Genomic DNA, 12526 nt, shown 5'->3' with positions numbered 1-12526 from the left:
CGACCGCGGCGGAGGGGTTCTCCGGCCCTGACCGGCCGGGACCGGTGGTGACTCCCGGCGGGCATCGGGGTGCCCGAATGATAGGGGTCACCTCACGGCGGTGTTCCCGGCATCATCGGTGCCCCGGGGGCGACAGCCCGGCCAACGGGCCCTCGGCGGCGGCGTCGGCCGGAACCTCCCCGGACCTCTCCCACGACGCGCACCTCTCCCACGAAAGGACCATCGTGTCCACTCGTCGTCAACTGCTGCGCCTCGGTGCGGCATCGGGCATCGTCGGCGCAACCGGTGGCCTGGTGAGCCTCGCCGGACGTGTCGGCGCGGCTCCCGCCACGGCGGCCCCCGCCACGTCGGCGGCCCCGGCCGTGACCCCGTTCACCGTTCCGCTGACCGTGCCGCAAACGCTGCGGCCGGTGCTGCGGACCGCCACCACCGACTACTACTCGGTCACCATGCACCGCCGGCGGTTGGAGATCCTGCCGGGCTTCCGCACGGAGGTGTACACGTACAACGGCGACCTGCCCGGCCCGACGATCCGTGCCACGTCGGGCCGGCGGGTGGTGGTGCGGCAGCGCAACCGGCTGAACATGCCGACCGCGGTGCACCTGCACGGCGGCGCCACCGCGCCCGGTGACGACGGCTCGGGTGACGCCACGATCCCGCCCGGCGGGGAGCGGACCTACACCTACCCCAACCGGCAGCCGCACGCCACGTTGTGGATGCACGACCACACCCACCACATGGAGGCCGAGCACCTCTACCGCGGCCTGTCCAGCCTCTACCTGCTCAGCGACCGCACCGAGGCGGCGCTTCCGCTGCCCCGCGGCGCGTTCGACGTCCCGCTGGTGCTGCGTGACGCGCACCTGGACGCCGACGCCCAGCTCGTCTGGACGATGGACGACGCCGACAACCGGACCACCCTCCTGGTCAACGGTCGGCCCTGGCCGCGCTTCCAGGTGCAGGCCCGCCGCTACCGCTTCCGCCTGGTCAACTCCAGCAACCTGCGGTTCTTCCTGCTGCGGCTCGCGGACGGCGGGGAGATCACCGTCATCGGCTCCGACGGTGGCCTGCTGGAGGCGCCGGTCACCACGCCGTACCTGCTGCTGTCGCCGGGCGAACGGCTGGAAGTGGTGGTCGACTTCGCGCGCTACCAGCCGGGCACGTCGGTGGTGTTGCAGAACCTGATGGGGCCGGGCCCGGCCGAGCAGGTAGGCCAGGTGATGCGCTTCGACGTCGTACCCGCCACCGCGCCGGACCGCAGCTCGGTGCCGCAGCGGCTGCGCACCCTGCCGCCACTGCCCACGCCGACCGTGCGGCGCAACATCGAGCTGCGGATGGACGAGCCCGGCACCGGGCACCAGGCGTACATCGACGGGAAGGTCTTCGACCCGGCCCGGATCGACACCACCATCGCCTGGGGCAGCACCGAGGAGTGGACGGTGACGAATGCCAACGCCCTCATGCCGCACAACTTCCACATGCACCTGGTGCAGTTCCGGGTGCTCGACCGGGGCAACGCCCCGGCCGATCCCACCGAGGCCGGCCTGAAGGACACCGTGCTCATCTGGCCCGGTCAGAGCGTACGGCTCCAGGCCACGTTCGACACCTGGCGCGGCGTCTACCCGTACCACTGCCACATGGTCGACCACAGCGCGATGGGGATGATGGCCCAGCTCAAAATCGTCTGACCCGGCCGGCGAAGGTTCCCCTGTCGACGTCGGTCGCCGACAGGGGAACCCTCGCTCACACGCCGAGCAGGGTGCGCAGGTGGCGCGGGGGCGGGCAGTCGTGGGCGAGCATCGCGTCGTGCCACTCCCGCACCGACACCCCGTCGGGTCGCAGCGCGGCGATCTCGGCGATCTCGCTGTATCCGACGAAGTAGGTGGAGAGCTGGGTGGAGGTGAGCAGAGCCCGCCGCCACTTGCCGGCCGCCTCGCCCTCCTCCTGGAAACCCCGGCCCGTCAGCAGCGCCATCGCCTCGGACTCCGGCAGGTCGTCGCAGTGCACCAGCTGGTCGAGCAGCGCGTTGATCGTCATCCGGAGCTGCATCTTGAGCTGCTGCAACCGCACCGGCAGGCCACCGAAGCCGAGGCCGGCCATCAGCTCCTCGGCGTACACCGCCCAGCCCTCGATGAACGGCCCGGACTCGGCGAGCGCCCGGACCCGGGTCGGGCCGACGTACCGGCGGGCGTGGGCGAGCTGGAGGAAGTGCCCCGGCATCGCCTCGTGCACGGTCAGGTTGCGGATCATGTGGTCGTTGTACTCGCGGTAGAACGACTCGACCCGGGCCGCCGGCCAGTCCGCCGGGGTGGGGGCGATGCAGTAGAACGTCGGCACGGCCGCCGTCTCCAGCGGGCCGGGCGAGTCGCAGTACGCCACCGCCACGCCCCGGGCGAACTGGGGCATCTCCTGGATCACGCACGGGTCGTCGACCAGGGTGACCAGGTCGCGGGCGCGGACGAAGTCGGTCGCCTCGTCGAGGGTGACCGAGGCCAGGTCGACGACGGTGTGGTCGTCGGGGTGCTCGGCGGCCAGCAGGTCCAGCGCCCGTCGTACCGTCTCGTCGTCGCCCGCGCCGCCGACCAGCTCGACGGCCGCCTCGCGGATCTCGGCGGTGACCCGGTCCAGGTTGGCCCAGGCGCGGCGCTGCACCTCGGCGGCGCCCAGCTCGGTGTCGAGGGTGTGCCAGAGCCGGGCCTCCCAGCGCCGCCGGCCGAGCCGGGGGTCGCGACCGGGGCCGGCGTCGGCCGCCAGGCCGGTGCGCAGCCAGGCCACGAACTCCTCCAGCGCCGCGATCGCCGCGGTCGCCGCCGGCTCCACCCGGTCGTGCAGCGCGGGCGCCTCGGCCAGCAGCCGGGGCACCTCGTCGCGGACCAGCGCCGCCGCGCCGGTGAACTGCCCGACCGCCGTCTCGGCATGGATCCGGGGCATGTCCCGCAGCGTCGCGCGCGCGGTCGCCAACGCGTCCGGTACGGCGGCGAGCCGGCCGGCGAGGCTGGTCAACCGCACCTCGACCGGGGCGAACGGGCGGGCCACCAGGGCGTGCAGCAGCGGCCCCGGGTTGTGCCGCAGCGGGTCCCACTCGTGCGCCCGGATCTCGTCGGCCTCGAACAGCTCCCGGTCGACCAGGGCGGTGAGCAGGGCGTGGTCGACCCGCTCGTCGACGTCGAGTGCGTCCGGATCCAGCTCGGCGAGCGCGTCGGCGGCGTCCCGGAGCATCTCCCGGTCGGCGGCGACGGCAGCGGCGGACAGGTCCGGCAGCCGGTCGTCGCACCGGTGGTCGCCGGCGGACATGGCGAGACCGGGCCGGCTCTCCAGCAGGGCGTCGACGATCCGTTCGGCACGGGGTGCGAAGGATGACATGCGACGACCCTAACGGGGAGCCGGCACCGGCGTTCGGTGTCAGTTGGGTCGGCTGCCCGCCCTGTCCACGACGGCTCGGGCCAGCACGGCGGTGGTGCCGGTGAGCGTCCCGGCCTTGCCGATCTCGGTGTCGCGGACGAGGTAGGACCGCTCACCGAGGTACTCGAAGCTGGTCCGGTCGAAAATCCACTCGGTGCGCTTGCCGAACTTGTCGTCGACTCGGCCCACGGCCACCCCGGTCCGCCCGGCGGCGTCGACGGACTCCGGCACCAGGACCACCCCCGGGATCCGGGCCGCCGCGCGGAAGAGGGCGGCGGTCACCTGGGGCGGCAGCAGGGTCTCCTGCAACGCCCGGCCGATGTACTCGAAGGCGCTGACATCGCTGGGCGGGCCCTCCGGCTCGACCTCGGCGTAGATGTGCCGGAGCAGCGCTCCCGGGTCGGTCGGGAGGTCGGCGTACCTGCTGTTCGGGGTGGAGTTCTTCCACCGCTGCATCTCGCCCCGCTCGCGGACGAGCATGTCGCTGCCGGTCTGGGGTCGCCACGCCTCGCGGTCGTGCACCTCGTCGAGCCTGCTGGCCGTCGGGCGGCCGCCGCGGGAGAGCCGGATGCCCATCCAGGCGACCTTGCTGCGGGTGTAGACGAACTGGCCGGCGGCCACCGGCACCGCAGGCTTTGCGGCGGCCACCGCGGCGACCTGTTCCATCAGCAGCGCCACCTGGGCGGCCTCGCCGGGCTGGTTCGCCGGGCTGCCCCGCTCGGAGTCCCCCCAGGGCAACGCCACAGTGGCGACCAGCACGGCGGCCACGGCCGTTGCTGCCACCGGTGGGGCGAGCCACGCCAGCAAACGTCGGGGCCGGGGCGACGGCCGGGCCGGGGATGCCGCCGGAGACTGGGTGATCTCGTGCATGAAGGCTTCCTTCAGGACGCGATGGCGGTCGGCGGACAGCTCCCGCTCCGACGGTGGTGGCACCAACCGGGCTAGGGCGCTGCGCTCCGCAGGATCAAGCCGTGGGTTCATCGGTTCATCTCCTGGATCGACCGGGCCGCGGATACGCGGCCACCCTGTACCTGTCCGCGAACCGGCGCGGGTTCCCGGGCCGTTGGCGGGGAAGGCGCCGGGGCCGGGGCGAGCGCCCGCTCGGCCAGGGTGCGCAGTTTCGTCCGGGCCCGGGACAGCCGGGACCGGACCGTGCCGACGGGCACCCCGAGCGCCTCGGCGGCGGCGGCGTAGTCCAGCCCCGACCAGACGCAGAGCGTGAAGACCTCCCGTTCGGCCGGCCGCAGGGCGCGCAGCGCCGCCGTGACCGCCACCACCCGGTCGACGTCGTCCATCCGGTCGGTGACCGCTTCGGCGAAGTCCGGGACGGTGTCGGCGCGCGGGATCCGGGCCAGCGCGGCCCGGTGCCGGCGGGCCGCCCGGCTCGTGTTGCGGAGCACGTTCGTGGCGATGCCCAGCAGCCACGGGAGCACGCTGCCGCCGTCTGGCCGCAGCTTGCCGCGCAGTCGCCAGGCCTCCAGGAACGTCAGTGAGACCACGTCCTCAGCGGTGCTGGAGCAGCCCGTCGACCGGAACGCGTGCCGGTGCACGACGCGGGCATGTTCCTCGAACAGCTGCCCGAACGCTGCTGCGTCGCCGGCGCGGAGCCGGGCGCGATATGAACTGTCCACACCCTTTTCTGTCCGCTCGCCCGCCCGGGTTCCCGCCGGGCCGGCACGAGAGAACGGCGGATCGGGGTCTCCGGCGGCGCAGAACCCTGCCAGGCAGCCTTCCGGGACCGGACCGGCCCGGCCGCACGCCGCCATCCAGCCCGGCGGGGCCTGCCGCGTCCGGTCCCGCTCCGGTGGTCAGGCGGTGCCGGCGGTCAGGCGGTGCCGGCGGTCAGGCGGTGCCGGCGGCCCGTTCGGCGGCGCGGACCGCGTCCGCGTACGCCAGGGCGGCGCGGCGCAGGGCCGCCTCCGAGTCCAGGCCCGCCTCGCGGGCGGCCGCGGCCGTGGCCAGCAGGCTCGCGCCGAGTTGCGCCTCCGGGTCGACCTGCGAGTCGGCCGGGGGCGGGGGGACGGTCAGGCCGGCGCGGGCGGCTCGCTCAAGGATCTTGCCGGCCAGGGCGAGCGCGGGCAGGCTCGGCGCGATGCCGTCCAGCACCGAGTCCCGGGCCTTCTCCTCCCGCTTGATCCGCTCCCAGTTGGCGGTGATCTCGTCCAGGGTGACGGCCCGGTCCCCTGCGAAGACGTGCGGGTTGCGCCGGACCATCTTGTCCACCAGGCCGCCGGCCACGTCGTCGACGTTCCACCGCTCGCCCTCGGGCAGTTCCTCGGCCAGCCGGGCGTGCAGCAGCACCTGGAGCAGCACGTCGCCCAGCTCCTCGCGGAGCGCGTCGGTGTCGTCGTCGCCGATCGCGTCGTACGCCTCGTAGCACTCCTCGATCAGGAAGCCGGCGAGGCTGCGGTGGGTCTGCGCCCGCTTCCACGGGTCACCGCCGGGCGAGGCCAGCCGGTCCATCACCTCGACGGCGTCGAGCAGCCGGGCCCCTGGCGGGTCCCACGAGCCGTACATCAGCTCCAGCTCGGCCAGGCCCGGCTCCCGGGCCAGCCGCAGCCCGAGTTCCCGGGCCAGCGTCTCGTCGCCCACCGGGCCGGCCAGCCAGACCACCGCGCCGTGCGCCGCCGCCGCGTCCAGCAGCGCCTGCGTCGCCGGGCCGTCCGGCACGGTCACCGCGCCGCCCGCCGCCCGCACCGCGGCGGTCAGCTCGCTCTCCGCCCCGGCCAGCACCGGGTTGCCGCGTACGACGTCCCAGGCGGCGGCGGTCAGCAGCCCGACCGGGAGCCGGGGCGAGGTGACCAGCAGGACGATCCGGGCCGTCATACCCCTGGGGTCGCCGGGGCAGCCGACTCCGTGGCCGGGGCCTCGGGGGTGGAGATGTCGGTGACCGGGCCGTCCTGGTCGATGTACGGCAGCGAGTAGAAGACCAGCGACTGACCGGTGCTGACCACCGACGGCACGCCGATCGGCCGGTACCGGGGGTTGATGGAGGCGCCGGCCTTCTCCGCCTCCTCCTGGAGGGCCGAGCTGAGCGCGGTGGCGCCGCGCACGAAGCCGCCCCCGCCGCCCTCGCCGGTCTCGCCGAACGCCTGCCGGACCTCGGCGACGCTGAGCCCGGACCGGATCGCCCCGGTCTTCTCGATGGCGTGGTAGACAGCCATGATCGACTTGTCGCTCACCTCGACCGGGGGCAGCTTCGCGCCCAGCACGGCGGAGATGTCCACCCACTCGCCCCACAGCTTCGCGTACTCGGCGGCGGCCGGGATCCGGAGCTGCTGCTCCAGCTGCTCCGGCTTGACCTCGTCGGGCACCTGGAGGCCCTGCGTGGCCACCACCCGCTTGCCCAGATCGATGCTGACCAGCAGGTTCAGCACGTCCTGCCGGGTCACCGAGCTGCGGAGCTGCTCCGGCGACGGGGTGGCCCCGGCCGGCCCGGCCTCGGCGCTCACGGCGGCGGCGTACAACGTCTGGGCGTTGTCGTAGATCTCGTCCACCCGGTCGACGGAGTACCTCGTGTCGCCGACGTACGCGGCGACGTCCGGCGCGGACTTCCCGCACGCACCGAGGGAGAGGGCACCGAGGGCCGCGACGCTGGCGGCGGCGATGAGACGGCGAGCACGCATGTCCGTCACTCTCTCATGCGTGCCCACCGGCCATGACGCCGCCCACCGCCCGGCGCCGGTCAGCACACGCCCCGCGCCGCCGCACCGCGCCCCCGGCCCGGCCTGCCCTGGCCCGGCGCGGGCCGGCCCGCGAGCCGGCTCACCGGGCGCCGGTCCCGGCCGGCCGGGCCGCGGGGGCCGGATCGCCGAGCACGTCGGAGAGGAGCTGCGCGCACCACTCCAGCAGCACCTGGTCGCGCAGCGGCTCGCCGCCCATCCGGCGGGTGCTCGGCCGGGGCACGCTGACCTGGTCGTTCGCGGACTTGTAGACCGAGTCGGGGTGGTACCGCTTGAGCCGGAGCTGCTTCGAGTCGGGCAGCGGCAGCGGGCCGAACCGAAGGTGCTTGCCCTGCATCGAGACGTCGGTGAGGCCGTACCGGCGGGCCAGCAGCCGGAACCGGGCCACCGCGACCAGGTTCTGCACCGGGGCGGGCGGCTCGCCGTACCGGTCGGTCATCTCGGCGACCACCTCGCGCAGCCGCTCGTCGTCGCGGGCCTCGGCCAGCTTGCGGTACATCTCCAGGCGCAGCCGCTCCACCGAGACGTAGTCGTGCGGCAGGTGCGCGTCGACCGGGAGATCGATCTTGACGTCGGCCTCCTCCTCGGGGCGCTCGCCCTTGAACGTCTGCACCGCCTCGCCGACCATCCGGACGTACAGGTCGAAGCCGACGCCCTCGATGTGGCCGGACTGTTCGCCGCCGAGCAGGTTGCCCGCCCCCCGGATCTCCAGATCCTTCATCGCCACGTACATGCCGGCGCCCAGCTCGGTGTGCTGGGCGATGGTGGCCAGCCGCTCGTGGGCGTGCTCGGTGAGCGGCTTCTCCGGCGGGTAGAGGAAGTACGCGTACGCCCGCTCCCGGCCCCGGCCGACCCGGCCCCGGATCTGGTGCAGCTGGGACAGGCCGAGCAGGTCGGCCCGCTCCACGATCAGGGTGTTGGCGTTCGGGATGTCGATGCCCGACTCCACGATCGTGGTGCAGACCAGGACGTCGAACTCCTTCTCCCAGAAGCCGACCATGACCTTCTCCAGGGCCTCCTCGCCCATCTGGCCGTGTGCCACCGCGACCCGGGCCTCGGGCACCAACTCGCGGAGCCTCCGCGCCGCCCTGTCGATCGACTCGACCCGGTTGTGCAGGTAGAACACCTGGCCGTCGCGGAGCAACTCGCGGTGGATGGACGCGGCCACCTGCCGCTCGTCGTACGCCCCGACGAAGGTCAGCACCGGATGCCGCTCCTCCGGCGGGGTGGCGATGGTCGACATCTCCCGGATGCCGGTGATCGCCATCTCCAACGTCCGCGGGATCGGGGTGGCCGACATGCTCAGCACGTCGACCGACGCGCGCAGCGTCTTCAGGTGCTCCTTGTGCTCGACGCCGAAACGCTGCTCCTCGTCGACGACCACCATGCCGAGGGACTTGAACCGGGTGGCGGTCTGGAGCAGCCGGTGGGTGCCGATCACGATGTCGACGGTGCCGTCGGCGACCATCTCCAGGGTCCGCTCGGACTCCTTCGGCGTCTGGAAGCGCGACAGCTGCCGGATCTGGATCGGGAACTGACCCATCCGCTCGGCGAACGTGTTGTAGTGCTGCTGCACCAGCAGGGTGGTCGGCACGAGCACCGCCACCTGCTTGCCGTCCTGCACCGCCTTGAACGCCGCCCGGACCGCGATCTCGGTCTTGCCGTACCCGACGTCGCCGCAGATCAGCCGGTCCATCGGAACGGTCTGTTCCATGTCCCGCTTGACCTCCTCGATGGCGGCCAACTGGTCGGGCGTCTCCTGCCAGGGGAAGGCGTCCTCCAGCTCCCGCTGCCACGGCGTGTCGGGCCCGAACGCGTGTCCCTTGGACGCCTTCCGCGCGGCGTAGAGCTGGATGAGCTGGGCGGCGATCTCCTTGACCGCCTTGCGGGCCCGGGCCTTGGACTTCTGCCAGTCCGAGCCGCCCATCTTGTGCAGGGTGGGCTGCTCGCCGCCGACGTACCGGGAGAGCTGGTCGAGCTGGTCGGTGGGGACGAACAGCCGGTCGCCGGGCTGGCCGCGCTTGCTCGCGGCGTACTCGATGACCAGGTACTCCCGGGACGCGCCGTTGACGGTGCGCTGCACCAGCTCGACGTACCGGCCGATGCCGTGCTGCTCGTGCACCACGTGGTCGCCGGCCTTCAGCTCCAGCGGGTCGATGGTGTTGCGCCGCCGGCTCGGCATCTTGCGCATGTCCCGGGTCGAGGTGCCCCGGCCGCCGGTGACGTCGTTGCCGGTGAGCAGCACGAACCGGGACGCCTCGTCGACGAACCCGCTGGTCAGGCCGCCACAGGTGACCAGCACGCCGCCGGGCTCGGGCGCGTGCGGGACCTCCTCGGCGAACCGCGCGCCGAGGCCGGCGTCGCCCAGCACCTCGACGGCCCGCTGGGCGGGGCCGTGGCCCTCGAAGACCAGCGCGACCGACCAGCCCTCGCCGGCCCAGCGCTTGAGGTCGTCGACGAGACGGGGGGTCTCGCCGTGGTACAGCGGGGCCGGCTGCGCGGCCAGGGTCACCGCGATCGCGTCGTCGGGCGTGACGTCGACCTCGGTCGGCCCGTCCTCCCAGGGCTGCGGGGCCGGGGCGGTGGCGTCCGCCGCCACCAGGCCGAACGGGGCGAGGGTCCACCAGGGCCGGCGCAGGGCGCGGGCGTGCGCCCGTACGTCGGCCAGGGTCTTGAAGGCGGCGGCCCCGAGGTCCACCGGGGCCTGGCCCCCCACGGCGGCGGCGGCCCAGCTCGCTTGAAGGAACTCGTCGGAGGTGCGGACCAGGTCGTGCGCGCGGGTGCGGATGCGCTCGGGGTCGCAGAGCAGCACGTGGGTGCCGGCCGGCATGCAGTCCAGCAGCAGCTCCAGGGAGTCCGCGCCGACCAGCGCGGGGGCCAGCGACTCCATCCCCTCGACCGGGATGCCCTCGGCGAGCTTGTCCAGGATCTCGGCCAACTCCGGGTGCTCGGCGGCGAGCGCGGCGGCCCGCTTCCGCACGGCCGGGGTGAGCAGCAACTCCCGGCACGGCGGCGCCCAGAGCAGCGGTACGGCCTCGATGGTCCGCTGGTCGGCGACGGCGAAGGTGCGGATCTCCTCCACCTCGTCGCCCCAGAACTCGACCCGGGACGGATGCTCGTCGGTGGGCGGGAAGACGTCGAGGATGCCGCCGCGCACCGCGAACTCGCCACGCTTGGTGACCAGGTCCACCCGGGCGTACGCCATGTCGGTGAGCCGGCGGGCGACGTCCTCCAGATCCGCCTCTTCGCCGACAGCGAGCTGTACGGGCTCCAGGTCGCCGAGGCCCTTGAGCTGCGGCTGGAGCAGCGAGCGGACCGGCGCGACGACCACCCGCAGCGGGCCGGTGCGCCCATGCGCGTCGGCGGCGTCGGGGTGGGCGAGCCGACGCAGCACCGCCAGCCGCCGGCCGACGGTGTCGGAGCGGGGTGAGAGCCGCTCGTGCGGCAGCGTCTCCCAGGACGGGAAGACGGCGACCTGCTCGGCCGGCAGGAGGCTGCCCAGCGCCGAGGCCAGGTCGTCGGCCTCCCGGCTCGTGGCGGTGACGGCCAGCACGGGCCGCCCCGCGCCCCCGGCGAGCCCTCCCTCGGGCGCCGCACCCGGCGTCGGCCTCCCGTCGGGTCCGGCGACTCCGGCGGCTCGGGCCGGATCGGCGGCTCGGGCCGGGTCGACGGGTCCGGCCGGGTCGGCGGCGACGGCGGCGACGGCGAACGGGCGCAGTGCCGCCGGCGCGGTCAGGTCCAGCCCGTCGACCTGCGCGGCACCGGAGCGCGCCAGGTCACGCGCCCGGGCCAGCCCGGGATCGGCCAGGGCGGCGGCGAAGAGTCCGGTGAGCAATCTGATCACTTCCCAGCGACGCGGTCGTGGCACACGACAGTTCCCCCACGCCCGGCCCGGACGGGGGGTTGACAACACCCCACCCTATCCCCGTCCCCACGCCCCCATTCCTCTCCCGCCCCCACCTCGAGCCCCCGTGGGCGCGGGGCGGGCCGGGGGGAAGATCGTGCTCGATCCGGGAAATAGTGGGGTCCGGCCGCAGGTGAGGCCACTATTTCCGTGATCAAGCGCGATCTTGGCCCCTTCCGGACCAATCTTGACCGGCGGCCCCGGGGCGTGGTCGAGTCCGAGGCATGACGGGACAGTGGCGGGCGCGGTTCGACGCAGAGGTGACCTTCGCCAACGGCGGGAGCCTGCGGACGGAGGGGTTCCGGCTCGACATCCCGGGGCGGGATATCGACGACGATGAGCTGGCCGCGCTGTTCGTCCGGCACCTCGGGCTGCTCATGGTGGCCAAGGTGCGGATCCGAGAGAAGCAGGTCGTCGAGGAGCCACACCGGGGCGGTCGGGGGACCGCTCCTCCGGCCCCGGCGGAACGGCGGCTGGTCGAGCTGAGCCACGTGATCAGCGACGGCATGACCACGTTGCCCGGCTGGCCGACGCCCCGGATCACCGAGTGGCTGACCCGGGAGGCGTCCCGGGCGAACTACGCCCAGGGCACGGAGTTCCAGGTCGGTCGGATCGACATGATCGCCAACACCGGCACGTACCTGGACACGCCCGCGCACCGGTGGGCCGACGGGCCCGACCTCACCGGCGTCCCGCTGGACCGCCTCGTCGACCTGCCGGGGATCGTGGTCCGGGTGCCCGCCGGCACCCGCGCGGTGGACCGCCTGCTGCTCGCCCCGTACGAGGTGGCGGGGCGGGCGGTGCTGCTGGACACCGGCTGGTCCGCGCACTTCGGCACCGACCGGTACGCGTCCCCGGACGCGCCGTACCTGACCGGGGACGGCGCGGCGTGGCTGGTCGAGGCGGGGGCGGCCCTCGTCGGCATCGACTCGATCAACATCGACGACATGAGCCCGGCAGCTCGGGGTGAGCGCCCGGCGCACAGCGGCCTGCTGGCGGCCGGAATCCCGATCGTGGAGCACCTGACCGGTCTGGACGCGCTGCCCCCGACCGGCTTCCGGTTCACCGCCGCGCCGCCGAGGGTGGCCGGGATGGGCACCTTCCCGGTGCGCGCGTTCGCCGTCCTCGGCGCCTGACCGCCACCCGCTTTCGAAATCAACGACAGATCCCGCACATCGAGGCCTCCCGCCGCGCAGCCACCTCCTGAGTTGCCTTGCCGCTGTCGAGCCGGCCGTCAGGCAGCCATCGCGTCGGAACCGAGACCCGCCAGCAACCGCCGGGAGATGCGGGCGAGTGCACGCGACTGCGCCCGGTCGATCGGCCAGCGCTCGACGTGCTCGCCGGCGGAGAGTTCGATCAACAGACCGGACGGCGGGGTGGGGCCGACGTCCATCCGCCACAGGCCGAGTCGCACCTGGAACACCTCGTCGCCGCGGACCGCCGCGTCGATCAGGTGGGACAGGTGCAGCCCGCCCGACACGGCGCAATCGGCGCCGCGAAGACACCAGGACGGGTGGAGATGGTTCGGTAGGTTGCTCAT

At 73.8% G+C, this 12526-nt stretch carries 9 protein-coding genes; 2 read left to right on the top strand and 7 right to left on the bottom strand.

Features of this window, described 5'->3' with window-relative positions; all coding sequences use genetic code 11:
* Positions 1 to 224: 224 nt before the first annotated feature.
* On the top strand, positions 225 to 1685 hold the full coding sequence (locus tag ABT023_RS02400; RefSeq protein WP_350880840.1) for a multicopper oxidase family protein: 1461 nt from the start codon (positions 225 to 227) through the stop codon (positions 1683 to 1685).
* A 55-nt stretch (positions 1686 to 1740) separates the two neighbouring features.
* Here ABT023_RS02400 and ABT023_RS02395 read toward each other — a convergent pair whose 3' ends face one another.
* The 6 genes from ABT023_RS02395 to mfd form a co-directional block, all read right to left on the bottom strand.
* Positions 1741 to 3360 carry a DUF885 domain-containing protein gene (locus ABT023_RS02395; protein WP_350880838.1) on the bottom strand — a complete coding sequence of 540 codons (1620 nt, stop codon included), beginning with the start codon at positions 3358 to 3360 and terminating at the stop codon, positions 1741 to 1743.
* Positions 3361 to 3399: 39 nt separating this feature from the next.
* Positions 3400 to 4380, bottom strand: coding sequence for a CU044_5270 family protein (locus ABT023_RS02390; RefSeq protein WP_350880836.1), 981 nt, complete (start codon positions 4378 to 4380; stop codon positions 3400 to 3402).
* The gene (locus tag ABT023_RS02385; RefSeq protein WP_350880833.1) at positions 4377 to 5030 is read right to left on the bottom strand and encodes an RNA polymerase sigma factor; all 654 of its coding nucleotides are present in this window, start codon (positions 5028 to 5030) and stop codon (positions 4377 to 4379) included. The genes ABT023_RS02390 and ABT023_RS02385 overlap by 4 nt, the downstream gene beginning before the upstream one ends.
* 211 nt (positions 5031 to 5241) lie before the next feature.
* Positions 5242 to 6225 carry a nucleoside triphosphate pyrophosphohydrolase gene (locus ABT023_RS02380; RefSeq protein ID WP_350880831.1) on the bottom strand — a complete coding sequence of 328 codons (984 nt, stop codon included), beginning with the start codon at positions 6223 to 6225 and terminating at the stop codon, positions 5242 to 5244.
* Positions 6222 to 7025 (bottom strand): hypothetical protein, encoded by an 804-nt coding sequence (locus ABT023_RS02375; RefSeq protein WP_350880829.1) that lies wholly within the window; start codon positions 7023 to 7025, stop codon positions 6222 to 6224. Before ABT023_RS02375 ends, ABT023_RS02380 begins: the two co-directional genes overlap by 4 nt.
* Positions 7026 to 7164: 139 nt before the next feature.
* Entirely contained in the window at positions 7165 to 10917 is a 3753-nt protein-coding gene (gene mfd, locus ABT023_RS02370) for a transcription-repair coupling factor (protein WP_350880827.1), read from the bottom strand.
* Positions 10918 to 11210: 293 nt separating this feature from the next.
* Here mfd and ABT023_RS02365 point away from each other — a divergent pair, with 293 nt between their 5' ends.
* Entirely contained in the window at positions 11211 to 12122 is a 912-nt protein-coding gene (locus ABT023_RS02365) for a cyclase family protein (RefSeq protein WP_350880825.1), read from the top strand.
* 98 nt (positions 12123 to 12220) lie between these two features.
* On the opposite strand, the gene ABT023_RS02360 is transcribed toward ABT023_RS02365, so the two are convergent.
* The gene (locus tag ABT023_RS02360) at positions 12221 to 12526 is read right to left on the bottom strand and encodes a hypothetical protein (protein WP_350880823.1); all 306 of its coding nucleotides are present in this window, start codon (positions 12524 to 12526) and stop codon (positions 12221 to 12223) included.

The organism is Micromonospora sp. NPDC002296 (assembly GCF_040296145.1).
Lineage (GTDB): Bacteria > Actinomycetota > Actinomycetes > Mycobacteriales > Micromonosporaceae > Micromonospora.
The sequence above is the reverse complement of the archived record's forward strand: the minus strand, read 5'-3'. Positions and strand labels throughout refer to the sequence as shown.

Bases quoted from the DNA above. Each gene is read 5' to 3' on its own strand.
- ABT023_RS02395 (WP_350880838.1), bottom strand. From the start codon at position 3,360: ATGTCATCCTTCGCACCCCGTGCCGAACGGATCGTCGACGCCCTGCTG.
- ABT023_RS02390 (WP_350880836.1), bottom strand. From the start codon at position 4,380: ATGAACCCACGGCTTGATCCTGCGGAGCGCAGCGCCCTAGCCCGGTTG.
- ABT023_RS02380 (WP_350880831.1), bottom strand. From the start codon at position 6,225: ATGACGGCCCGGATCGTCCTGCTGGTCACCTCGCCCCGGCTCCCGGTC.
- ABT023_RS02375 (WP_350880829.1), bottom strand. From the start codon at position 7,025: ATGCGTGCTCGCCGTCTCATCGCCGCCGCCAGCGTCGCGGCCCTCGGT.
- ABT023_RS02365 (WP_350880825.1), top strand. From the start codon at position 11,211: ATGACGGGACAGTGGCGGGCGCGGTTCGACGCAGAGGTGACCTTCGCC.
- ABT023_RS02360 (WP_350880823.1), bottom strand. From the start codon at position 12,526: ATGAGCAACCTACCGAACCATCTCCACCCGTCCTGGTGTCTTCGCGGC.